The sequence below is a fragment of the Gottfriedia sp. S16(2024) genome, assembly GCF_050473765.1.
Taxonomy (GTDB): domain Bacteria; phylum Bacillota; class Bacilli; order Bacillales; family Bacillaceae_G; genus Gottfriedia.
Genome location: NZ_JBFLUO010000001.1, coordinates 1,819,127 through 1,842,114 on the forward strand (window position 1 = coordinate 1,819,127; position 22,988 = coordinate 1,842,114).

Here is a 22,988-nt window from a genome sequence, read left to right on the forward strand (position 1 = left end):
TTATCCTTTTACTCTATTCTATCTCTCCTTCAGCATTGATCCGTATGGAATGGTATTAGTACTAGATGTTTTGTAAATTGAGCAAACGTTGAATTGTGCAGATTTGTTATACTCCCATTTAAGACATGCGTTTTGGTTGTATTCTACTGAGGAATCAGTTGTGAAAAAAATAACAGCTAGACTGAAAATGGTAAATCCACCAATTAAGCCACGTTTAATTTCATCGCAATTTTCTTTAAGCCATAGAATCGTTTTGCGCATATACTCCTCCAAGAGTTTAAAATAAATATAAGTAATTCATTCTATGAACAAAAAGGGTAAGATAATACAAAACTAGGGATAAGTTTGACTAGAAGAATATTCCAAAAAGTAAAGATGCCTTTTAGGTGTTCAAATATAAAACGATCAATAGAGAAAACGGACATTAAATGAACATTTATTAATGATGAAATTTTCATTTTTTGGATGATCTAGCTATTAATGGTTTTAAATTTTATTATGTATGATCAATTTTATGATTCAAATAACACCAGTAATGGTTTTTTCAGAAGTAAAAAATATTATGAGCTAATTTTTATTGATTAGTTTATTAATTAATTCGATATCAATTGACCTACAAACTGATCAATAAACAACTGTTAGGATATTCTAAGTAAAGGCTATTTGATTAGGATTTATTGCAGAATTCTTTTTGATGAATAAGTTGATTGGAACGAAAGGGGTGCTCGACTCCTATGGGATAAGCGGGAAGGCTGAGACCCCGCATCCTGTAGTGGAAATCAACATCGCTCTACTCCTTTACGAAAATTTGGTAAGTTAATTGACAAGGTTGTTTTTCAACAGCGTGAAGGCATCTTTCCCTAAGTAAAGATGCCTTTTTTTATAACTATTCTGCCGATTATTCTATTTTAGTCCTCTTGTTTCAGTAATCCATATAAGAAGATATTCATAATTTCATCTACTACTTCTTTTTGTTGGATATATTGTGAGGTTGTTTGGTCCATATTTAAAAAAGCTTGGCTCAAGACTTGGATATAGATTAATAATGTTTGGTTTTGAACCTCATTTCGAACTAAACCTAATGAACGTCCTTCATCGATTAGCGAGATCAGCATTTTGAATGATTTGTTCATTGTAAAATCTAAAACTAATTCTTGAAGTTCTGAGTCTTTTTTCATTAATGCTGTAAACATTTCAAGATTAATTATATCCAGAGCGTTTTTCTTACGAATAAATAATTCCTTAATTTTTTCATTAAAAGGAATATCACTTGAAATCATTTGTTTTGTTTCTTCGTATTGATGATCCATTAATCGAATAATTGTAGCTTTTAGTAGGGCTTCTTTACTACCATAATAATTGTAAATTGATACTTGTGATACATTCGCTAACTTTGCAATATCTGCTATTTTTATATCATTTAAAGGTAATGACAATAATTTAGTTGTACTTTTTTCAATGCTCTCCATTTTCTGCAGAGTTCGTTTTTTATATCCGTCCAATATTGATACCTCCGTCATTATCTATATAATAGTATACCATGTTTTGAAATATTTCATTAAAATTATTTCAAAACATATTCTCTTTTTTGGGAATGAGGTATATACTAGTTTTGTAATAATAACAAATAAATATTTCAAAACAAAGCGGGAGGTTCATTTATGTACGCGATTGAAATTAATAATTTAACGAAGACCTATGGCAATTCTAGAGGAATTACAGATATAAGTTTCAATATAGAAGAGGGAGAAATATTCGGATTCATTGGTCCAAATGGTGCAGGTAAATCAACTACAATTCGAACATTACTTTCACTAATTTATCCTACGACTGGTAGTGCTAAAATATTTGGAAAGGACTGTGTACAGTTTGCTCCAGAAATAAAAAAAGAAATCGGTTATTTGCCATCTGAAGTTTTTTATTATGACAATATGAAAGTAATGGATTTGTTAAAATACTCAGCTAGTTTTTATAAAAAAGATTGCACGAAAAGAATAAAAGAATTAGCTGAAGTTATGGACCTCGATTTAACGAAGAAGATTGATGATTTATCTTTAGGTAATAAAAAGAAGGTAGGGATTGTCCAAGGATTACTTCATGAACCGAAGTTAATTATATTGGATGAACCGACAAGTGGTCTTGATCCTTTAATGCAGCAAAGATTTTTTGACTTATTAGAGGAGGAAAATAAAAAAGGAGCAACGATTTTATTTTCATCACACATTTTAAGTGAAGTTCAACGTTTATGTGATCGAGTTGCAATTATTAAAGAAGGTAAGATTGTTACAGTAGAAAAAATAAGCACGTTACAAGAAAACAATTACAAACGATTTAAAATAGATATTCAAAACGAAGTAGATCCAAATTTCTTCAATATGCCAGGGGTAAATAATATTGAAATCAAAGGTAAAACGATTAGCTTTATTTTTAAAGGCAATATAAATAAAGTTTTGAAAAAAATAGCGGAAATCGAAATTGAAAATTTATGGATTGAAGAGCCTGACCTGGAGGAAATTTTCTTACATTATTATGAAAAGGAGGCCTAATAAGCAATGAATATTTTTTTACACGAATTAAAAGCTTATCGGAAATCCACCTTCATTTGGACGGCTTCTTTAATAGCAATCGTCGTTTTTTTCTTATCTTTATTCCCAGCTATTGCAAAGGACTATGCAGAGTTTTCAAAAGTGCTAGAGGGTTATCCGGCAGGAGTAAGAAAAGCACTGGGACTTGAGATTGAAAGCTTTGGTAACATATTAGGATTTTACTCGTATGTATTTATCTATATTTCTCTTTGTGGAGCGATTCAAGCGATGACTTTAGGTACTTCAATTATTTCAAAAGAAGTACGTGAAAAAACAGCCGATTTTCTTCTAACAAAACCAGTTACTAGAACAAAAGTTATGACTTCAAAGATTTTTGCAGGTATTGTTTCATTAGCGATTACAAATGTATTCTTTCTAGTAGCAACTATTATAATGGCTGAGTACGTAAAAACAGCGGATTATAGTAGTAAGTCAATTATATTACTATCTGTTTCGTTGTTTATTACGCAGATACTCTTTTTTGGAATTGGCATTTTAATTTCAGTTGTATTTCCAAAAATCAAAGCAGTGCTATCAATTTCACTTGCGATTGTTTTCGGATTTTTTGTAGTTGGAATGGTAGTGGCTACAGATGAAAGCAATGCCAAACGTTTTCTATCACCTTTTAAATATTTTGAACCGAAATATATAATTGCACATTCGAAATTTGAATCACCATTTTTAACTTTGTCGATCGGAATTATTATTGTTTCAATGATTGCAAGCTATGTGATTTATAAGAAGAGGGATGTTCATGCAGTATAAGTTAAAGGAAAGGGAGGGTGGAAATGAACATATTTTTTAGAGAAATGAAGACATATCGTAAATCGATTATTTTTTGGTGTATCGGAATTGTTTTTTTAGTAGGTAGTGGAATGGCGAAATATAAAGCAACAGCTTCGAATGGTCAAATTACTGAACTCTTCAATCAAATGCCGAAATCCCTTCAAGCGATCATGGGCTCAGGAGCGCTAGATTTATCAAAGGCAAGCGGATATTTTGGCATCTTAGTTTTATATTTATATTTAATGGCAACGATTCACGCGGCAATGCTAGGCGCTAATATAATTGCTAAAGAAGAGCGAGATAAAACAGCTGAGTTTTTATTTGTAAAACCTATTTCTAGAATTAAGATCATAACTTCTAAATTAATGAGTGCTCTAGTAAACATTCTTATTTTTAACGGTATTACATGGATATCAAGTGTACTAATAGTAGGAAAGTATAGTAAAGGTGAGAATGTAAATGGTGATATAGCAGTGGTAATGGTCGGGATGTTTATTTTACAGCTATTATTTTTAGTAATTGGTTCGGCTGTAGCTGCAGTTTGTAAAAATTCCAAAAAGGCTGCCTCTTATGCAACTGGTATTCTATTAATCACATTTATTTTATCAATTGCAATTGATTTGAATAATCGGATTGAAGGGTTAAAATATCTTACACCTTTTAAGTACTTTGAGGCGAAAGATATTATGTATGGTCGAGGATTTGATGGGATTTATACAACTATTTCAATCGGATTAATTGTAATATTAACTATTGTCACATATGTTTCGTTTAAGAAACGGGACCTACATTTGTAAGGAAAAGCAATTAAATCGAAGAATAAATTGTGTCAAAATCTAAGATAGGGATATTTTGGATTTGTTGGCACTTTTTTTATTTAATATTATATTCAGAAAATATTGACATATATTATTAATCGCAATACCTTTAATATAGTAGGTTATTTCTTGCAAGGGGGTAAAACAAGGGGATGTTTCAACCAACAAAAGAATTTGCAGAATTTCTAGATCAAAAAGATTCATTATCAAATTATCGTAGTGAGTTCTACTTACAACCCAATACAATCTATTTAGATGGAAATTCTCTAGGGCTTCTTTCAAAAAGAGCAGAACAAAGTTTACTAGATTTATTAGATTCATGGAAGACACTTGCAATTGATGGATGGATGCAGGGCGATCATCCATGGTATTATTTTGCAGAAAAATTGGGAGCATTAAGTGCACCATTAGTTGGGGCAAACGAGAATGAAGTGATTGTAACTGGTTCAACAACTACAAATCTTCATCAATTAATTGCCTCTTTCTATCATCCAACAGGTCAGAAAACGAAAATATTAGCAGATGAATTAAACTTCCCGTCTGATATTTATGCAATTCAAAGTCAATTAAGATTAAAGGGCTTTGATCCAGAAACTCATTTAATTCAAGTTAAAAGCCGTGATTGTCGAACAATTAGAGAAGAAGATATTATTGAAGCAATGACTGATGAAATTGCCTTAATTATTCTTCCGACTGTTTTATACCGAAGCGGTCAATTATTAGATATAGAAAGATTAACAAAAGCTGCACATGAGCGAGGAATAGTAATCGGCTTTGATGGATGCCATTCTGTTGGTGCAATCCCTCATCAGTTCCATGAATGGGACGTCGATTTTGCTTATTGGTGTAATTATAAATATTTAAATAGTGGACCAGGTGGAGTGGGAAGCCTATTTGTTCACGAAAAACATTTTGGGACTATGCCTGGACTAGCTGGTTGGTTCGGTTCAAATAAAGAAAAGCAGTTCGATATGAAGCATGAATTTGTTCCGTCTGATACAGTTGGTGCTTATCAAATTGGTACCCCGCATATTTTAAGCATGGCACCGCTTGTTGGCTCACTTGAAATGTATAAAGAAGCTACAATTGAAAAAATTCGAGAAAAGTCTTTACACAGTACAGCTTACCTAATGAGCTTAATCAATGAAGAATTAAGTGACTTTGGTTTTACAATTGGTAATCCACTTGATGATTCAGATCGTGGTGGACATGTTTGTCTTGAACACGATGATGCTGCAAGGATTTGTAAAGCATTAAAGTTAAATGGGATTGTTCCAGACTTTAGAGCACCAAACGTAATCAGATTAGCACCAATCGCATTTTATACTTCTTATGTGGATGTATGGAATAGTGTACAAATCTTAAAGAAAATCATGGTTGAGAAACAATATGAACAGTTTAAGAATGAACGAGAAATCATCGCTTAGGAGTTGTATGCCAATGACTTTAATTGATATATCAAGAAGACTTGAAGATGGTATGCCTGTATGGCCAGGTGATACAAATTTTTCATTCCAATTGAGTTGGACAAAAGAAGAAAGTGGCTCTGTTAATGTTGGGAGGTTAACTTTCAGTACTCACACAGGAACGCATATTGATGCACCATTTCATTTTGATGAAAATGGTAAGAGAGTCATAGATTTAGATCCTAATTTATATGTAGGGATTGCAAAAGTAATCGAGTTGATTGAAGTAGATAGCATTAAAAAGTCGGATTTAGAATCTTTTCATTTCGATGGTGTAGAACGTTTATTAATTAAAACAAATTCATGGAAAAATGATAGCGTTTTCCCAGAGAGAATTCCACATATTGAAAAGGATGCAGCAGAGTTTTTACATGAAAAAGGCGTTAAATTAGTTGGAGTAGATGTACCTTCAGTAGACCCACTTGATAGTAAGGAACTAGAAGCACATCATGCTCTTCATCATGCGGGTATTCATATTCTTGAATCGATTGATTTAAGAAATGTAACTCCTGGTGAGTATGAGCTTATTGCATTACCGCTACCATTAACAGACGCAGATGGTAGTCCAGTACGAGCAGTTTTACGTAAATTAGTTTAGGGGGATTTAGAAATGACACAAGAGCAAAAAAAACTGACAGATTACGAAAAGTATATTCGAACTGAAGAATTATTAAGTTTACAAAAACCTGACGAAGAATTATTTTGTCCGGATGAATTAACGTTTCAAACGGTTCACCAAATTGCTGAGTTACATTTTAAATTAATCATCCAATCTATTCATTTTGCAGATAAACACATGCGTGCAAAAGAGGTTACGAAAGCAACACATCACTTACAACGCATTAATAATCACCTAGTACATTTACCAGCAGTATTTGATATGGTAAAACTAGTAAGTCCAAGTGACTATCATATTATTCGTTTAGCTTTAGGAAGAGGTAGCGGTCAAGATTCTCCTGGATTTAATGAAATCTTAAAATTAGGTCCAACACTTTGGCAGCCTTTTAAAGATTTATTAGATGAAAATTTACTTACACCTGTTCAATTACATCAAGATGCAGCTAAAAACTTTGAGTTATTCCAATTAATGCAAGAATTAACTTGCTTCGATGAAAGATTCCAATCATTCCGCAGACAGCATATTCAACTTGTTCGACGCATGATTGGTATGAATACAAAGAGCTTAAAAGGAGTACCAGCAGAAGCATTAGAACGTGCTGTACGATTTGAATTTTATCCTGAATTATGGCAAACGGTTTGTGACTTAACAGATTTAACGGGATCAAGCTATAATCCAAAGCCACTTTAATAATAGAGGGATGATAAAAACAGATTCGATTATTCGGATCTGTTTTTTTTACTTAAAATGGAAAAATTGCATTATGGGTATGATAAGCCCATATGATTTTTTAGTAGAGCGGGGTGAGTTCATGGAGAAAAATCTTCAAAAGCAATTAGACTTTGCTGCTTTTTTAAGTGTTATTTCCTACTTAGTTCTTGCGACTGTAAAAGTACTTGTTAGTTTTTATACAGATTCTAGTGCTCTTTTAGCTGATGGACTTAATAATGTAACTGATATTGGTGCGACTTTGGCTGTATTTATCGGAATAAGAATCGCACGAAAACCGAGAGATTTAGACCATCCTTATGGACATTCAAGAGCAGAGCAAATAGCTACTTTAATTGCGTCTTTTATTATGATGTCAGTTGGTTTACAGGTTATTATTGAAAATTTACGATCACTTTTCGTAGGAGAATATGAAACTCCGAATAGACTAGCAGCTGTAGTGGCATTTGCTTCTGGAATTTTTATGTTTGGCATTTACTTTTATAATAATAAAGTTGCTAAGAGAACGAAGAGTAAAGGGCTTGAGGCATCAGCGAAAGATAATTTTTCCGATGCATTAGTTAGCTTCGGAACGACGATTGGTGTTTTAGGTGCTTCGATTGGTTTTCCTATTATCGATCCAATCGCAGCCATTTTAGTAGGTGTCATTATTTGCAAAACGGCATGGGAGATCTTTTATGACGCAACCCTCCTATTAACGGATGGATTCGATCCAGAAGAAATGAATCTTTTTACAGAAACAGTTGATAAAGTACCAGGTGTACATAAAGTTGTAGATCTAAGAGCAAGAATGTACGGAAATACAACAATCGCAGATGTAGTCATAGAAGTAGACGGTGGAATAGATGTGAGTAAAAGTCACGGCATCACAGACCAAATCGAAATGATATTAAGCGAACAACATGGAATTCAATATACACACATTCATGTTGAGCCATTAAGGTCAGGTAGAGCAGGAAAGGATTAAGGTATATAAAACAGGAAAAGGGGATCGGAAAAGAATTTAAACTTTTTCGATCCCCGTTTTATTTAATTCATATCTTGCTTAATAAATACAATGAATGAGATTAGTAAAGCTAATACTCCCCATATGGATAAATTCATTAAAGAGAAGTGCATGTTCAGTCCCTCAATGGAAGGGAGTTGACCGGCCAAGTAGTCAGTTAGGCCAAGGTTTACACTAAAGAAGTATTTTGCCCCTGACCATGATGTAGCTAGTCCACTTAGGACGCTTCCTGTTATTAAAGCGGCTAGCATAATGCCCATTGCAGCGGGTGTAGTTCGAACTAATACCGATACCATAAATGAAAGAGTTCCAATAATAATACAGACAAACCAAGCAAGTCCAAATGCCATTATGATGTATTGCCATTGGGGAATCAGTTGAACGGAATCAGTTAATAGCTGGTTATTTTTGATGACAAATCCTGTTAACACAGGTACTGACCAGCCTTTAAAGCTGAAAACAAATCCTGAAACGACATATGCTAATACACCGTATAGAACGAGAAGAAAAGAGATTAATAAACAAATTGATATGTATTTACTAAGTAAAACCTTCCATCTTTTGATGGGGCGGGTTAGTAGTATTTTTATCGTACCGTCGCTTCGCTCACCAGAAATAATATCGATTGTGATGACCATGACCAATAATGGTAGAAGTAGCCACCCAATACTTTGTTCAATTAATTTTCGTATAAATGTAGGAGCACCAGGCGTAGTAGGATTTATATCGTTATCCAAATAATATTGCTCTTGATCAATTTGAACCTTTAACCAACTTTTCCATTCTTCAGGTATTCCTGATGAGTTTAATCTATTTTGTTGGTCGACTATTTTTTGTTGAAGTGCTACTTTCCAATTATCAGTACCAAGTCTTTTAACTGTTTCTTCAGTTTGCTGTAGTTGAGCATAAACAAAAATAGGGATTAGCACTGCTAAAATGAAAAAGATAACAAGTATTCTTCGTTTCCTTACCATTTTTTCAATTTCGTTAAAGACGAGTCTAATTAGTTCAGCCACGAACTTCGCCTCCAGTCATTTCCATGAATAAATCTTCCAATGTTTCAGACATTGTTTTAACGCCATTCACTTGTATATTTTCTGCTACGAAATGTTGAATGACCTCATTAATTTTGAGAGGCGACATTCGGCATAGGATAAGTTCATCCTTTACTACGATATCTTGAATCGTAGAATCCTTTTTTAATAAATCTAGCGCTTTTTGTAATGGAGAAACTCTCCATTCAACTCTTTCAGCCGCTTCCTTTACTAATTCTTTAACTGTTGAAACTCTAACCATTTTGCCTTTATTTATAATTCCTACTCGATCACAAATCATTTCGATTTCACTTAATAAATGACTTGAAATAAATACACTTATATTTTGCTCTTTTACAAGCATATGAATAAATTCACGTAATTCACGAATACCGGCAGGATCTAATCCATTAGTTGGTTCATCCAAAATAAGAAGTTTTGGGCCTCCAAGTAATGCTTGAGCAATCCCCAATCTTTGTTTCATTCCGAGTGAATATGTTTTTACCTTTTCATGAATCCGCTCAGTTAACTTTACTAAATTTACAACTTCGCTTATTTTTTTATCATCTTTAATTCCTAACATTCTCGCAAATTGATTTAGATTTTCCCATCCGGTTAAATATCCGTATAATTCTGGATTCTCTACAATACATCCAATTTGTCGCATCGCTTCTTTGAAATGCGTTTTAACTGGATAACCAGCGATTTCAATCGTTCCTTTTGTTGGTTTGATTAATCCGACTAGCATTCGAATCGTTGTTGTTTTTCCAGCTCCATTTGGACCTAGAAAGCCAAACACTTCACCTTCATACACTTCAAATGAAATTTTATCGACTAGTACTTTTCCTTTAATGCTTTTTGTAACACCATCTAATTTAAGAACTTTATTCATTCGACTCACCTCGAAGCTGACTTCCTATTTTACTAGTTAAGCGATTTGCCATTTCAATATAACCGTCTTTGTTTGGATGAAAATGGTCAGTGTACAAATATTTCTTTTCTTCATTAAAAAATAAATCGAATGTAGGAATGACGTATGCATTATTAGTTTGAAGTACCGCTAATTCGAGTAGATTATCCCATCTCGATACAAAGCTTGACGATGCATCTAAACCTTGAACATTATGAAATGGATTATAATAACCAAATGCATAAATAGATGCTGTAGGATTTTTTTGACGTATTAGTTTAAAAATTGATTGTAGATTATTTTTGAACGTTTTTTCATCTGGACGATATGTCTTTAAAAATTGTTCGTTTAATTGATTAGCGCCAGGAAATAAATCATTACTTCCAATGGAAAGAACGATTATGTCCGCAGAGCCAATCGTTTCTTGGATATTTTTTTTCTTTATATCGTTAAGTAAATCTGATGTTTTTGCGCCACTAACAGCTAAATTCGTGATTGTTGTTGGTTGTTTATACTCTTTTTGAAGAATGGTTTTTATTCTTCCTACATAACCTGTTCCCTCATCATCACCGACACCACGCGTAAGTGAGTCTCCTAATGCAACAATCTTCAGTTTATTGTTTTTGTGAACACTGTCATTTTGATTATTTTTCTGTGTATTATTATTCACAATTAGTTTGCTTTTTTGAGGATTTAAAACAGTATAAGCACCTTTCACGAAGCCATATGATAATATAAGGAAACATAGTAATGAAATGAACATGATCAACCGAACAAAATTATTGTATTTCAAATTTTACACCACCAAAAAAGGAAAAATTTTCATTATAAAATCATTATTACCATAATAAAATTAGATTTGCACGAAAAAACCTGTCCTCCAAAAAAAGAGGACAGGTAAATTAGGTTTACGAAACACGTTTTAATTCTTTTACTTCTAATTTTCGTTCATTATTTAAGAAGTAATATGCCATTCCGACACCAACTGAACCACCAATAATGTTTCCAATTGTAACTGGAATTAAATTATGCAATACATCACCAAACGTAAAGGCTACATCATGCGGCATAATATAGGATAATGTAAAGACTGCGATATTTGCGATACTGTGTTCATAACCAGAGAAGAAGAACGCAAATACTAATAAAAAAATCAGTAACATTTTTGCTAAATCATCTTTAAATCTAGTTGGTAAAAAACAAGCAAGACAGACAAGCCAGTTACATAAAACACCTTTAAAAAATAAGTGGAAAAATGAAGCGTGAATTTTATGGTCGACTACACCAGTTAGAAAATGATCGGCAGGAAAATCTTTTGCTAAACCTGTTAAAAAGTAAATAATTGCAAAAATAAATGCTCCAAGAATATTGCCTGAATAACATGCGATCCAGTTTTTTACTAAATCTAGTTTTGAAGTTTTTTTAGCTAAAGTTGAAAACGTAAAGTACATCGTATTACTAGTAAATAACTCTCCACCACCATAGATAATCATAACTAATGCTGTAGCGAAAACGAATGGATAAGCTATAGATGTAAATGGTGAACTTTGTAATCTAAATAATTCTGCTAATTTTAAACAAACAATGAGAATAAAGCTTATATAAATAGAAGCTAAAGCAGCGCGTGTTAAATATTTAACTAAGCTTTGATCTAGTATTTTCTTTTTTTTAAGAGCTAAGTCAATACAATATTGGATACTATCTCGTTCCAAATGTTTTCACTCCCTATGCGTTCTTTGATTAACACATTCATAGTATACAAACAAAATACGATTACGAGTTTGTGAAATTATGAACAAATTATGAAATTGAATAAGTTAGATACTATTTATTAATTTTACTTTACATTTTTTAATAATCATCTTACTACTGGTTGAAGATATAATATAATTTCATAGTAAACAGGTTTAGGTAAAAAAAGGAAAGATTCAAATTGGATTTTGAAAACTTAATAATAAAATGGAGAGGTGATTTCAATTGGAAAATGAGTTTGAAGCAAAATTTGATGCGTTACTAAAAAAATATACGGAATTGTTATTAGGAGATTGGTCAGAGGAAAAACAAGCAAAAGTGGAAAAGTGGGTTATGTATACATACATATCAAAATCAATGCCGGCATTAGTAAAACATTGGAATGATACATATCCTCAAGCTAAAGAAGAAGTTGTTAATTTAATAAAAGAGATTAAAACGTTAAATGACCAGCATAGAGAAGCTATGGCTAACAAAAATAAGCAATAATCTTTATCCATAATTTTCAAAGATGACGACATATATAAATTATGATAATATAATATTAAGTAAGGGCATACATTTTTCAATAAACAAAATTCGACAAATTATTAAATAATTGTTTTAACAAATTTCAATAGATGATACATTAGTACTATATAGAGAGAAAAGTAAAGTTTAATTTCGGGGGTAGAGTAATGGAACAAGTTATGAAGAATGCTTTTTTATTTATGTCTAAAAATAAGTTTTTAACTAAAATGGCTAAAAAATATGGCCTAAGATTTGGTGCAGGACGTTTTGTTGCAGGCGAAACAATCGATTTAGCTACAAAAGTTATTCAGGACTTAAATAAAAAGAATTTAAAAGTAACAATTGATTATCTTGGGGAATTCGTTGACACGGTTGAAGAAGCAAATGAAATGGCTGATCACTGTATCGAAGCAATTGAAGCGATTGGAAAAGAAAATTTAAATTCACAATGTTCTCTAAAAATGACTTCTATGGGTCTTGATATTTCTGACGAGTTAGTTTTATCAAACATGCGTCGTATTTTAGAGGCAGCTAAAAAGAATGGTGTATTCGTTACAATTGATATGGAAGATTTCACTCGTTGTGAAAAAACAATCCGTATCTTTAAGCAATTAAGATCTGAGTACGATAATATCGGAACAGTTATCCAAGCTTATTTATACAGAACTGAAAACGATATTACAGATTTAAACAGCTTAAAACCAAATTTACGTTTAGTAAAAGGTGCTTATAAAGAGCCTGCTGAAGTAGCATTCCCAGAGAAAAAAGATGTGGATGAAAACTTCAAAAAAATCATTAAAATGCACTTATTAAACGGTAACTTTACTGCAATCGCATCACATGATGAAGCAATGATTGAGTACACAAAACAATTAGTAAAAGAACATAATATTCCAAACGATCAATTTGAGTTCCAAATGTTATACGGAATTCGTACAGAGCGTCAATTAGAGCTTGTTAAAGAAGGCTATAATATGCGAGTTTATGTTCCTTATGGTACTGACTGGTACGGATACTTTATGCGTCGTCTTGCAGAACGTCCTGCTAACGTGGCGTTCGTATTAAAAGGTATGTTCAGTAAATAATTCTAAAATTAAAGGCTAACTAAAAAGGATTGAGTGAGGATCCTTTTTAGTCAGCCTTTTTCTCTTTATACAGGATTTTTTTGTGATAAGTAAGTTATTAGTAAAACAACATTATTCATATAATTGTTTAAATCAGCAAGATCCTAGCTTTATTATTAAGTTTGAGCGAAAAAAGCTTACTGACCCATATTTTTTTTACCGTACTGCTGATTGTTACTTTGTCTACCTTTTTCTTCTCTTTGATCTCCATGACTTGCATTACCCTGAACACTTGCTGCACTAACTCCACCCTTTGATGGATTTCTTTCACGTTTCATATCTTATCACCTCCATTTCTTAGACTAACCTATTTAAATAAACTTATTAGTAAAAAATGGAGTGTGATAAAAAAAGCAGAGGGAGGAATTTAGATCATAAATAAAATTTATTAATTTGAACTTTTTGTTTATTGCGAAAAATAAGAATTTATCATATAGTGGAAGAAGAGGGCTCATTGATAATGGATTGTTTTATCCAGAAAGTGAATGAGTATTCATTCAAGATATGAGGAGGAGAAATGCATATGATCCAAAAAATTAAAAAAGCCGCTGTACTCGGCTCTGGTGTGATGGGATCTGGTATCGCTGCACACTTGGCAAACATAGGTATTCCAACGTTATTACTTGATATTGTCCCAAGAGAACTATCTGAGGAAGATGCTGCAAAAGGTCTTTCTACTGACTCCAAAGAATTTCGTAATCGATTTAGTCAAACGGCTATTCAGAAATTATTGAAACAAAAGCCAGCTCCTCTTGCATCTAAGAAAAACTTAACGTTAATTCAAGCAGGTAACTTTGAAGATGACATGAGTCGTTTAAGCGAAGTTGACTGGATTATTGAAGTAGTTGTTGAAAATTTAGCAATCAAAAAACAAGTATTAGCTAGTGTTGATGCATACCGCAAACCAGGCTCAATCGTGAGCTCAAATACATCAGGTATTTCAATTGAAGCAATGTCTGAAGACTGTTCAGATGACTTCAAGAAACATTTCTTAGGCACTCACTTTTTTAACCCACCACGTTATTTAAAATTATTAGAAGTTATTCCTACTAAACATACATCTGAAGAAGTACTTACATTTATGAAAAGTTTTGGAGAAGACGTTTTAGGTAAAGGCGTTGTATTAGCAAAAGATACTCCAAACTTTATTGGAAACCGTATCGGAACATATGGATTACTTGTAACTGTACAAGAAATGCTAAAAGGCGGATACAGTGTTGGAGAAGTTGATTCAATTACTGGTCCAATGATTGGGCGCCCTTCTAGTGCTACATTCCGTACATTGGACGTAGTTGGATTAGATACATTTATCCATGTTGCAAACAATGTTTATGAGCTAGTAGAAGGTGAAGAGAAAGAAGTATTTAAAGTTCCAGAATTTATGAAGGAAATGGCTAATCGTAATTGGCTTGGAAGTAAGTCTGGGCAAGGATTCTTCTTAAAGCAAGGTAAAGAAATCTTAGAATTAGATCCAAGCACATTTGAATATGGAGAAAGAAAAAGCTTGAAAACAGCTTCAACTGAAAGCATCAAACAAGTTAAAGGCTTAGCGAATAAGTTGAAAGCGCTTGTATACGCTGATGATCGTGCAGGTAACTTCTTATGGAGCATTATTAGTCCGGTATTAGTTTATTCGGCTGAATTGTCTGGTGAAATTTCTGATAACATCGTCGGAATTGACCAAGCAATGAAGTGGGGATTTGGCTGGGATTTAGGACCATTTGAAATTTGGGATGCAATTGGTGTATCTAAATCGGTCGTACGAATGGAAAGTGAAGGCTTAACTGTACCGAATTGGGTTAAGAATATGATCGATCGTGGTAATGAAACATTTTATAAGCAAGACAATGGAGTTACAAGCTTTTATCATAATGGTCAATTTGAAGAGTTAGTAAGAAATGATAAAGAAGTAAAATTAAGTATTTTAAAAGAACAAGGTCGAATGATTAAACAAAATTCAGGTGCGAGTTTAATTGACCTTGGAGATGGAGTTGCATGTTTAGAATTCCATACAAAGAGCAATGCAATTGGTATGGATATTACGCAAATGATTAATTTCGCAGTTGATGAAGTTTCAAAAAATTTTAAAGGTTTAGTTATTGGTAACCAAGCTAAAAACTTCTGTGTTGGTGCCAATTTAGCAATGATTTTAATGGAAGCACAAGATGATAACTATTTTGAAATTGAAATGGTAGTTAAAGGATTCCAACAAGCAATGATGAAAATTAAGTACTCAGATAAACCGGTAGTTGTAGCTCCTTATGGTATGACACTAGGTGGCGGTGCTGAAATTTGTTTACCAGCTGCTAGTGTAGTTGCCTCTTCTGAAACTTATATGGGCTTAGTAGAAGTTGGAGTAGGCTTAATCCCAGGTGGGGGCGGTAGTAAAGAGCTTTACATTAAACAATTAAAACAGTTCCCAGAAGGTGTAGAGTTTGATCTACAAGGTCTTGCAAATCGAGTATTTGAAACAGTCGCAATGGCAAAAGTATCGACTTCTGCACAAGAAGCATTTGAAAATGGTTTCTTAAATCATGAAGATCGCAAAGTATTTAATGCAGATCATTTAATTTATGAAGCAAAACAACGAGTACTTGAGTTATATGAAGCAGGTTATAGCGCTCCAATTCGTGAAAAAGTACCAGTAGTTGGTGAGTCTGGTTATGCAACTTTATTAGCTGGTGCAAACTCAATGTACTATTCTGGCTATATTAGTGAACATGATTTAACAATTGCTAAGAAATTAGCTTATGTAATTGCAGGTGGAAAAGTACCATTTGGAACGTTAGTAGACGAAGAGTATTTATTAAATATTGAACGTGAAGCATTTTTAAGTTTAATTTCTGAAATGAAATCTCAAGCACGTATGCAACACATGCTTGTAAAAGGAAAACCGTTACGTAATTAATCTAAAGATGGAGGGAAGAACATGAGAGAAGCTGTTATTGTAGCGGGTGCGAGAACACCTGTAGGTAAAGCGAAAAAAGGATCACTAGCAACAGTTCGTCCAGATGATTTAGGGGCATTAGTTGTAAAAGAAACATTAAAGCGTGCAGGAAATTACGATGGTCCAATCGATGATATTATTTTTGGTTGCTCATCCCCGGAAGCTGAGCAAGGATTCAACATGGCGCGCAATATTGGGGCACTAGCTGGATTACCGCATTCAGTTCCAGGAATTACAGTGAACCGCTATTGTTCTTCAGGTTTACAAAGTATTGCTTATGCAAGTGAACGAATTATGTTAGGTCATTCTGAAGCGATTATTGCGGGCGGAGCAGAATCAATGAGTTTACTACCAATGGGAGGGCATGTTGCTCGTTTAAATAGTAGATTAGTAGAAAATGCACCTGAGTATTATATGGGTATGGGGCATACTGCTGAACAAGTTGCCAATCGTTATGGTATTTCAAGAGAAGATCAAGATGCTTTTGCGGTACGTAGTCATAGACGCGCAGCAGCAGCTATTAAAGAAGGGCGTTTTGTAGACGAAATCGTTCCAGTAGATGTAACGCTACGTTCAGTTAACGCAAACAATAAATTAGAAGAAAAGAATTTTACTTTCTCTCAAGATGAGGGTGTTCGTGAAGGTACATCTTCTGAAGTATTAGCTAAATTAAGACCAGCATTTAATGTAAGAGGTTCAGTAACGGCTGGAAACTCTTCACAAACAAGTGATGGGGCTGCAGCAGTCTTAGTAATGGATCGCGAAAAAGCGGAAGCTGAAGGACTAAGTCCATTATTAAAATTCCGTTCTTTTGCAGTCGCTGGAGTAGCTCCTGAGGTTATGGGAATTGGACCAGTTGAAGCAATTCCAAAAGCTCTTAAATTAGCGGGATTAAGCTTATCTGACATTGGAATATTTGAATTAAATGAAGCATTTGCTTCCCAATCAATTCAAATTATTCGTCACTTAGGTCTTGATGAAGAACGTGTAAATGTAAACGGTGGGGCGATTGCATTAGGGCATCCACTTGGCTGTACTGGTACTAAACTAACTTTATCTTTATTACATGAGATGAAGCGACGTGGAGAGCAGTTCGGGATTGTAACGATGTGCGTTGGTGGCGGAATGGGTGCTGCCGGAGTATTTGAATTAGTTTAATAGATGTACGAAAAATAGATTGTTAGAATCATATCTTCAAACTAGTAAATAGAAAATAGGAGGAATTATTGATGGAAAAAACAATCGGTAACTTACTAAAAGGCGGAAGCTTTTTAACAACAGAAGTGACTTTTGATAAAGTTTTTACACCAGAGGATTTTACAGATGAGCATAAATTAATTGCAAAAACAACTGAAGATTTTGTAGTGAATGAAGTTTTACCTGAATTAGAATATTTAGAGCAACACGAATTTGATCGCACTGTAAGATTATTAAAACAAGCTGGTGAGCTAGGATTATTAGCAGCAGATGTGCCAGAAGAGTATGGTGGAATCGCACTAGATAAAATTAGCTCAGCATTAATTACAGAAAAAATTTCTCGTGGTGGTGGATTCTCACTTTCTCAAGGAGCCCACGTAGGGATTGGTACACTTCCAATCGTATTGTTTGGAAATCATGATCAAAAGCAACGTTACTTACCAGGTTTAGCATCAGGTGAGAAATTTGCAGCTTATGCATTAACTGAGCCAGGTTCAGGATCAGATGCATTAGGAGCAAAAACGGTTGCTAAATTAAATGCTGAAGGAACTCACTACGTTTTAAACGGTGAAAAACAATGGATTACAAACTCTGCGTTTGCAGATGTATTTGTTGTTTATGCAAAAATTGATGGAGAGCACTTCTCAGCATTTATCGTTGAGAGAGATTATGAAGGTGTATCGACTGGTCCAGAAGAAAAGAAAATGGGTATTAAATCATCTTCAACTCGTACACTGATTTTAGAAGATGTGAAAGTTCCTGTAGAAAACCTTTTAGGTGAAATTGGAAAAGGTCATGTTATTGCATTTAATATTTTAAATATTGGTCGTTATAAATTAGCTGTAGGTACAGTTGGTGGATCAAAACGTGCTTTAGAATTATCTGCAACGTATGCTAACCAACGCCAACAATTCAAAACACCAATTGCTAAATTTAGTTTAATTCAAGAAAAATTAGCTAGTATGGCTACAAAAGTTTATGCAAGTGAAAGTTCAGCATATCGAACTGTAGGACTTTTCGAAGATCGCTTTAGTCAATTAACTGAAGAGCAAGCAAAAGATCCAAAAGCAGTAGCTGCAGCTGTAGCAGAATATGCGATTGAATGTTCTTTAAATAAATTCTTCTGTTCTGAAGTGTTAGACTATGTTGCTGATGAAGGAGTGCAAATCCACGGTGGATATGGCTTCATGGCTGAATATGAAATTGAGCGTATTTACCGTGATTCTCGTATTAACCGAATTTTTGAAGGAACAAACGAAATTAATCGTTTAATTGTACCAAGTACTTACCTTCGAAAAGCAATGAGCGGAGAGCTTCCATTACTTCAACAAGCACAACAGATTCAAGAAGAGTTAATGATGTTAATGCCTGAAGAAGTGGGAGATGCTCCTTTAGAGCAAGAGAAATATTTAGTTCGTAATGCGAAGAAAATTGCGATCATGATTGCTGGTTTAGCAGTTCAAAAATTTGGTAAAGCATTAAGCAATGAACAAGAGATTCTAGTAAATATTGCAGATATCGTAAGCAATATTTACGCAATGGAATCGACAGTTCTGCGTACTGAAAAGGCAATTAACAAAGTAGGATTAGAAAAATCAAACCAAAAATTACTTTATACTCAAGTATTCTGTCAAGAAGCATTTAATGAAATCGAAGCTCATGCTAAGGAAACACTTGTTGCTGTTGAGTCTGGTGATACATTAAGAATGATGACTTCAGCACTTCGTAAGTTTACACGTCATACGCCAATTAATGTAATTGCGAAGAAACGTGAAATTGCTGCTAATGTATTAGAAGAAGAGCGTTATACGGTTTAATTTTTAAAAAAACTGCCAATCTGTTGATGGGCAGTTTTTTTTATTTAACAATTTGGGATTCGTTTTTTTAAAGACGCTGTAGCACCCTTACTCCAATCGTTTGCATTAAAGAATAAATCGTTCTAGATTCTTAAATAGATAAGGATAATTTTGCCATGACTTGTGCCATACTAGTATAAGTTGAGTAAAATTTAAGAGGTTCATCGAATGATATAGTAAATTACTTTGATATATTAAAAATATTTAAGGTTTTTGTTTAAATCGGTCGAAAAACACGAATGTTCTACTGGTTTAGTATGATGAATATTGCTATAATATTTTTGGAACTAACTTATTACAGAATTTTCGAACGGAACTATTTTAACTCGCATATTCCCTGTGATAAAATAGAATTTGGGAGGAGTTGCTAAAATGAGTATCATTTTTTATACATATCCAAAATGTGGAACTTGTCGAAAAGCCGCTTCTTGGCTTAAAGAACATAATATTCCGGTTGAAGCAATTGATATTACATTAAATCCACCTTCAAAGGAATTACTTGCTGATCTTTATAAAGCAAGTGGAATTTCTATAAATAAATTATTTAATACAAGTGGTGTTAAATATCGTGAGCTTGGATTGAAGGATGTTATTCCAACGAAAACTGAGGACGAGCTATTAGAACTACTAAGTTCGGATGGTAAATTAATTAAAAGACCTCTGCTTTTTAATGGAGATAAAGCGACAGTTGGTTTTAATGAAGAGGTATTTGAAAAGGCTTGGTTATAAAATAACTATATAATTTAAGGTAATTAATCTGAGGAGGATTTCACAATGTCAATTCCAAATGAACTACGTTATTCAGAAGAACATGAGTGGGTAAAAGTTGAAGGTAATAAATACTATATCGGTATTACTCATTTCGCTCAATCAGAGCTTGGAGATATCGTATTTGTTGAGCTACCAGAAGTAGGCGATGAACTTACTATAAATGAGCCATTCGGTAGCGTTGAGTCTGTAAAAACAGTATCTGAACTATATGCTCCAATCAGTGGTAAAGTAATTGAAGTAAACTCTGATCTAGATGAAAATCCTGAATTCGTAAACGAATCTCCATACGAAAAAGCATGGATGGTAGTTGTTGAAGCAACAAATGCTTCTCAACTTGAAGAGTTAATGACTGCTGGTCAATACGAAGAAATGATCAATCAAGATTAATTATCTAAAATTAAGCGTCCAATTTGGGCGCTTTTTTATTATTATCAAACAGAAGACTCCTTCCTCAATTACGGGAAGGGTGAGATAACACCAGTAATAGGTGGGAGATGAATGTCGCTTATGTGTGCGTGAGTCTAAAGGCTTTGCTTTCATAAGTGAAATTAGAAAGCAATAATCATGATCAAATGTGCCTTTCCACAAATTTGAAAAAAGCTATGGTAAGAAATGTTTCGGTCAAGAATTTTTTGCTTACTAACTACTGGTGGTTCTCCGATCAATATAGTTAAGAAATAGATTAAAAATCAAGGGATGAAGTGAGGTGAAAACAATGCTAGTCAATAAAGCATATAAATTTCGTATCTATCCAACCAAAAAACAGGAAACTCTAATTGCTAAAACTATTGGATGTAGTCGTTTTGTATTCAATCACTTTTTAGGACACTGGAACGACTCATACAAAGAAACTGGCAAAGGATTAACGTACAATTCTTGTTCTGCTGAATTAACAAAGTTGAAAAAAGAATTAGTATGGCTCAATGAAGTTGACAGTATCGCTCTTCAATCCTCACTGAAAAACCTCGCAGATTCCTATTCACGATTCTTCAAAAAGCAGAATAACGCACCACGCTTTAAGTCTAAAAAGAATCGCGTTCAATCCTATACAACTAAAGAAACAAACGGAAATATTGCCGTTGTCGGAACCAAAATGAAACTTCCTAAACTTGGTCTTGTTCGCTTTGCTAAAAGTCGCGAAGTACATGGTCGTGTTTTAAATGCGACCGTTAGACGAACTCCAAGTGGTAAATACTTTGTATCCATTCTTGCAGAAGTAGACGTACTACCACTGGAGAAAGCTGAATCATCGATTGGTATCGACTTAGGCATCACTGATTTTGCCATTTTTTCTGACGGAAGCAAAATTGACAACAATAAATTTACTACCAAAATGGAAAAAAAACTAAAACGTGAACAGCGAAAACCTTCAAGACGTGCGTTACATGCTAAACAGAATGGGATTAACCTTTTAGATGCAAAAAACTATCAGAAACAAAAACGAAAAGTCGCTAGATTACACGAAAGAGTATTGAATCAGCGTGAAGATATCCTTAACAAATTGAGTACAGAAATCATCAAAAACCACGATCTAATCTGTATTGAAACCTTGAATACAAAAGGAATGCTACGTAATCGTATATTAGCCAAATCGATCTCTGATGTATCATGGTCTGCTTTTGTAACGAAATTAGAATACAAAGCTACGTGGTACGGTAAAACAATCATGAAAGTGAGTAATTGGTTTCCATCCAGTCAAATATGTTCAGATTGTGGGCACCAAGATGGTAAAAAACCTCTTGAAATAAGGGAATGGACCTGCCCTTTTTGCCACGAACATCACGATCGAGATTTAAATGCCAGTAAAAATATACTAGCTGAAGGCTTACGAACATTGGCTTTGGCCTAAATAATCATAAAACCGTAGGAATCTACGGAGATAGCTTGGTAAATATGAGAAACCTCTGCTGGCAAAGAAATAACACTAGCAAGTATGCTGAGTTCCCAAGAATCTCCCACTTCAAACAACCCGTAAGGTGGTTAAGTGGTGAGTAGTTCAATTTACGTGTATAATTAATGTAATAAAGCTTAACTTATTTACATAAAACATAATTTAAAGGGACATTTTCATTTAGGGGAAAAAAAGGAAACAACTAAGGGGAAATCGAATATACTATATACAAAAGATTTTTAGTCAAAAGTTTTTGAGTCCTATACATTAGGTGATGCCCAGTGAATATTGAAGATCAAAGAAAAGTTATCATTGTCGAAGGTACTACTGATAAGAGGAAAATACAGACAATCATAAAGGAGCCTGTAGATATTATCTGTACGAATGGTACAGTTGGTACTTCAAAGCTAGATGAGCTTGCTGAAATGTTAGATTTAAGAGAAATTTATGTGTTAGTAGATGCAGATGAGGCTGGTGAAAAGCTTAGAAGATTGTTAAAAAGAGAATTTCCACAGGCAGAGCATCTGTACATTGATAGAAGTTATCGAGAAGTGGCAACAGCTCCGAGTCAACATTTAGCTAGTGTATTATTAGGGGCAGATATTTTAGTATTTACAGATTATTTACGTACAAATTAAAGAGGAATAAAGAATATGCAGCAATGGACAAAGAATGAAATAATGCAAAGAATTCAATCAAAAGAGACTACAGTTATTTATATTTATACCGCAATGTGTGGTACATGCCAAGTAGCTTCTAAAATGCTAGAAGTTGTAAATGAGATTCTGCCAAATTTACCTATCAGTAAGGTAAATATTAATGAAATAGTGGAAGAAGCTCAAAACTGGAAGGTTGAAAGTGTACCTTGTTTACTTATTTTTGAAAATGGGGAAATGAAACAAAAAATTTACGCTTTTCAATCTGTACCTTATTTACATGAATTGTTAAAAAAATATAATTTATATATTAAACGATGAGTTGATCATC

Annotated in this window: 24 protein-coding genes and 1 pseudogene; 18 read left to right on the plus strand and 7 right to left on the minus strand. The window is 33.6% G+C overall.

Annotated features, from left to right (window positions below; translation table 11 throughout):
• Nucleotides 1-18: 18 nt before the first annotated feature.
• On the minus strand, nt 19-261 hold the full coding sequence (locus AB1282_RS08535; protein ID WP_056468829.1) for a hypothetical protein: 243 nt from the start codon (nt 259-261) through the stop codon (nt 19-21).
• Between the two features lie 647 nt (nt 262-908).
• Entirely contained in the window at nt 909-1,502 is a 594-nt protein-coding gene (locus AB1282_RS08540; protein ID WP_056468826.1) for a TetR/AcrR family transcriptional regulator, read from the minus strand.
• 159 nt (nt 1,503-1,661) lie between these two features.
• On the opposite strand from AB1282_RS08540, the gene AB1282_RS08545 reads away from it, so the two are divergent.
• The 7 genes from AB1282_RS08545 (at nt 1,662) to AB1282_RS08575 (ending at nt 7,970) form a co-directional block, all read left to right on the plus strand.
• On the plus strand, nt 1,662-2,546 hold the full coding sequence (locus AB1282_RS08545) for an ABC transporter ATP-binding protein (protein ID WP_056468823.1): 885 nt from the start codon (nt 1,662-1,664) through the stop codon (nt 2,544-2,546).
• 6 nt (nt 2,547-2,552) lie between these two features.
• A complete protein-coding gene (locus tag AB1282_RS08550) occupies nt 2,553-3,350 on the plus strand; it encodes an ABC transporter permease subunit (RefSeq protein ID WP_056468821.1) in 798 nt (265 codons plus the stop codon).
• A gap of 23 nt (nt 3,351-3,373) precedes the next feature.
• Complete coding sequence (locus tag AB1282_RS08555) at nt 3,374-4,168, plus strand: ABC transporter permease subunit (protein WP_056468818.1); 795 nt, start codon at nt 3,374-3,376, stop codon at nt 4,166-4,168.
• Nucleotides 4,169-4,341: 173 nt separating this feature from the next.
• The gene (gene kynU / locus AB1282_RS08560; RefSeq protein WP_056468815.1) at nt 4,342-5,616 is read left to right on the plus strand and encodes a kynureninase; all 1,275 of its coding nucleotides are present in this window, start codon (nt 4,342-4,344) and stop codon (nt 5,614-5,616) included.
• Nucleotides 5,617-5,623: 7 nt separating this feature from the next.
• Nucleotides 5,624-6,253 (plus strand): arylformamidase, encoded by a 630-nt coding sequence (kynB, locus tag AB1282_RS08565; protein ID WP_056468812.1) that lies wholly within the window; start codon nt 5,624-5,626, stop codon nt 6,251-6,253.
• 12 nt (nt 6,254-6,265) lie between these two features.
• Complete coding sequence (locus AB1282_RS08570; RefSeq protein ID WP_025672328.1) at nt 6,266-6,964, plus strand: tryptophan 2,3-dioxygenase family protein; 699 nt, start codon at nt 6,266-6,268, stop codon at nt 6,962-6,964.
• A 121-nt stretch (nt 6,965-7,085) separates the two neighbouring features.
• A complete protein-coding gene (locus tag AB1282_RS08575; RefSeq protein ID WP_429898904.1) occupies nt 7,086-7,970 on the plus strand; it encodes a cation diffusion facilitator family transporter in 885 nt (294 codons plus the stop codon).
• Between the two features lie 62 nt (nt 7,971-8,032).
• On the opposite strand, the gene AB1282_RS08580 is transcribed toward AB1282_RS08575, so the two are convergent.
• The 4 genes from AB1282_RS08580 to AB1282_RS08595 form a co-directional block, all read right to left on the minus strand.
• Complete coding sequence (locus tag AB1282_RS08580) at nt 8,033-8,992, minus strand: ABC transporter permease (protein WP_286131635.1); 960 nt, start codon at nt 8,990-8,992, stop codon at nt 8,033-8,035.
• Between the two features lie 25 nt (nt 8,993-9,017).
• Nucleotides 9,018-9,935: an ABC transporter ATP-binding protein gene (locus AB1282_RS08585; protein ID WP_056468809.1), complete on the minus strand. Its 918-nt coding sequence runs from the start codon at nt 9,933-9,935 to the stop codon at nt 9,018-9,020.
• A complete protein-coding gene (locus tag AB1282_RS08590; RefSeq protein WP_056468805.1) occupies nt 9,928-10,746 on the minus strand; it encodes a GDSL-type esterase/lipase family protein in 819 nt (272 codons plus the stop codon). Before AB1282_RS08590 ends, AB1282_RS08585 begins: the two co-directional genes overlap by 8 nt.
• 115 nt (nt 10,747-10,861) lie before the next feature.
• Entirely contained in the window at nt 10,862-11,665 is an 804-nt protein-coding gene (locus AB1282_RS08595; protein WP_056468803.1) for a formate/nitrite transporter family protein, read from the minus strand.
• Nucleotides 11,666-11,930: 265 nt separating this feature from the next.
• Here AB1282_RS08595 and AB1282_RS08600 point away from each other — a divergent pair, with 265 nt between their 5' ends.
• Together AB1282_RS08600 and AB1282_RS08605 are read left to right on the plus strand one after the other, a co-directional pair.
• Nucleotides 11,931-12,194: a DUF2573 family protein gene (locus AB1282_RS08600; RefSeq protein WP_056468800.1), complete on the plus strand. Its 264-nt coding sequence runs from the start codon at nt 11,931-11,933 to the stop codon at nt 12,192-12,194.
• Between the two features lie 188 nt (nt 12,195-12,382).
• Entirely contained in the window at nt 12,383-13,300 is a 918-nt protein-coding gene (locus AB1282_RS08605) for a proline dehydrogenase family protein (RefSeq protein WP_056468798.1), read from the plus strand.
• 176 nt (nt 13,301-13,476) lie between these two features.
• Here the strand turns inward: AB1282_RS08605 and AB1282_RS08610 are convergent, their stop codons facing one another.
• Nucleotides 13,477-13,617 (minus strand): YuzL family protein, encoded by a 141-nt coding sequence (locus tag AB1282_RS08610; protein ID WP_098232476.1) that lies wholly within the window; start codon nt 13,615-13,617, stop codon nt 13,477-13,479.
• A gap of 248 nt (nt 13,618-13,865) precedes the next feature.
• On the opposite strand from AB1282_RS08610, the gene AB1282_RS08615 reads away from it, so the two are divergent.
• The 9 genes and pseudogenes from AB1282_RS08615 (at nt 13,866) to AB1282_RS08655 (ending at nt 22,978) form a co-directional block, all read left to right on the plus strand.
• Nucleotides 13,866-16,247: a 3-hydroxyacyl-CoA dehydrogenase/enoyl-CoA hydratase family protein gene (locus tag AB1282_RS08615; protein ID WP_172795399.1), complete on the plus strand. Its 2,382-nt coding sequence runs from the start codon at nt 13,866-13,868 to the stop codon at nt 16,245-16,247.
• Nucleotides 16,248-16,268: 21 nt separating this feature from the next.
• Nucleotides 16,269-17,444 (plus strand): acetyl-CoA C-acetyltransferase, encoded by a 1,176-nt coding sequence (locus tag AB1282_RS08620; RefSeq protein ID WP_056468795.1) that lies wholly within the window; start codon nt 16,269-16,271, stop codon nt 17,442-17,444.
• 71 nt (nt 17,445-17,515) lie between these two features.
• Nucleotides 17,516-19,300, plus strand: coding sequence for an acyl-CoA dehydrogenase family protein (locus AB1282_RS08625; RefSeq protein WP_056468794.1), 1,785 nt, complete (start codon nt 17,516-17,518; stop codon nt 19,298-19,300).
• Nucleotides 19,301-19,711: 411 nt separating this feature from the next.
• Nucleotides 19,712-20,068, plus strand: a complete 357-nt coding sequence (locus AB1282_RS08630) for an arsenate reductase family protein (protein ID WP_056468793.1) — start codon at nt 19,712-19,714, stop codon at nt 20,066-20,068.
• Between the two features lie 45 nt (nt 20,069-20,113).
• Nucleotides 20,114-20,497 (plus strand): glycine cleavage system protein GcvH, encoded by a 384-nt coding sequence (gene gcvH, locus AB1282_RS08635; protein ID WP_056468792.1) that lies wholly within the window; start codon nt 20,114-20,116, stop codon nt 20,495-20,497.
• Between the two features lie 177 nt (nt 20,498-20,674).
• Nucleotides 20,675-20,791, plus strand: a pseudogene (locus AB1282_RS08640) (IS200/IS605 family transposase); the annotation flags it as partial.
• 34 nt (nt 20,792-20,825) lie between these two features.
• Nucleotides 20,826-21,959: an IS200/IS605 family element RNA-guided endonuclease TnpB gene (gene tnpB / locus AB1282_RS08645; RefSeq protein WP_429898905.1), complete on the plus strand. Its 1,134-nt coding sequence runs from the start codon at nt 20,826-20,828 to the stop codon at nt 21,957-21,959.
• A gap of 329 nt (nt 21,960-22,288) precedes the next feature.
• A complete protein-coding gene (locus AB1282_RS08650; protein WP_088014517.1) occupies nt 22,289-22,639 on the plus strand; it encodes a toprim domain-containing protein in 351 nt (116 codons plus the stop codon).
• 15 nt (nt 22,640-22,654) lie between these two features.
• Nucleotides 22,655-22,978, plus strand: a complete 324-nt coding sequence (locus AB1282_RS08655; protein ID WP_056468789.1) for a thioredoxin family protein — start codon at nt 22,655-22,657, stop codon at nt 22,976-22,978.
• The last annotated feature ends 10 nt before the right edge of the window (nt 22,979-22,988 follow it).

Bases quoted from the DNA above. Each gene is read 5' to 3' on its own strand.
- AB1282_RS08605 (WP_056468798.1), top strand. From the start codon at position 12,383: ATGGAACAAGTTATGAAGAATGCTTTTTTATTTATGTCTAAAAATAAG.
- AB1282_RS08655 (WP_056468789.1), top strand. From the start codon at position 22,655: ATGCAGCAATGGACAAAGAATGAAATAATGCAAAGAATTCAATCAAAA.
- AB1282_RS08575 (WP_429898904.1), top strand. From the start codon at position 7,086: ATGGAGAAAAATCTTCAAAAGCAATTAGACTTTGCTGCTTTTTTAAGT.
- AB1282_RS08585 (WP_056468809.1), bottom strand. From the start codon at position 9,935: ATGAATAAAGTTCTTAAATTAGATGGTGTTACAAAAAGCATTAAAGGA.
- AB1282_RS08550 (WP_056468821.1), top strand. From the start codon at position 2,553: ATGAATATTTTTTTACACGAATTAAAAGCTTATCGGAAATCCACCTTC.
- AB1282_RS08535 (WP_056468829.1), bottom strand. From the start codon at position 261: ATGCGCAAAACGATTCTATGGCTTAAAGAAAATTGCGATGAAATTAAA.
- AB1282_RS08555 (WP_056468818.1), top strand. From the start codon at position 3,374: ATGAACATATTTTTTAGAGAAATGAAGACATATCGTAAATCGATTATT.
- AB1282_RS08545 (WP_056468823.1), top strand. From the start codon at position 1,662: ATGTACGCGATTGAAATTAATAATTTAACGAAGACCTATGGCAATTCT.
- kynU (WP_056468815.1), top strand. From the start codon at position 4,342: ATGTTTCAACCAACAAAAGAATTTGCAGAATTTCTAGATCAAAAAGAT.
- AB1282_RS08625 (WP_056468794.1), top strand. From the start codon at position 17,516: ATGGAAAAAACAATCGGTAACTTACTAAAAGGCGGAAGCTTTTTAACA.
- tnpB (WP_429898905.1), top strand. From the start codon at position 20,826: ATGCTAGTCAATAAAGCATATAAATTTCGTATCTATCCAACCAAAAAA.
- AB1282_RS08610 (WP_098232476.1), bottom strand. From the start codon at position 13,617: ATGAAACGTGAAAGAAATCCATCAAAGGGTGGAGTTAGTGCAGCAAGT.
- AB1282_RS08570 (WP_025672328.1), top strand. From the start codon at position 6,266: ATGACACAAGAGCAAAAAAAACTGACAGATTACGAAAAGTATATTCGA.
- kynB (WP_056468812.1), top strand. From the start codon at position 5,624: ATGCCAATGACTTTAATTGATATATCAAGAAGACTTGAAGATGGTATG.
- AB1282_RS08620 (WP_056468795.1), top strand. From the start codon at position 16,269: ATGAGAGAAGCTGTTATTGTAGCGGGTGCGAGAACACCTGTAGGTAAA.
- AB1282_RS08630 (WP_056468793.1), top strand. From the start codon at position 19,712: ATGAGTATCATTTTTTATACATATCCAAAATGTGGAACTTGTCGAAAA.
- gcvH (WP_056468792.1), top strand. From the start codon at position 20,114: ATGTCAATTCCAAATGAACTACGTTATTCAGAAGAACATGAGTGGGTA.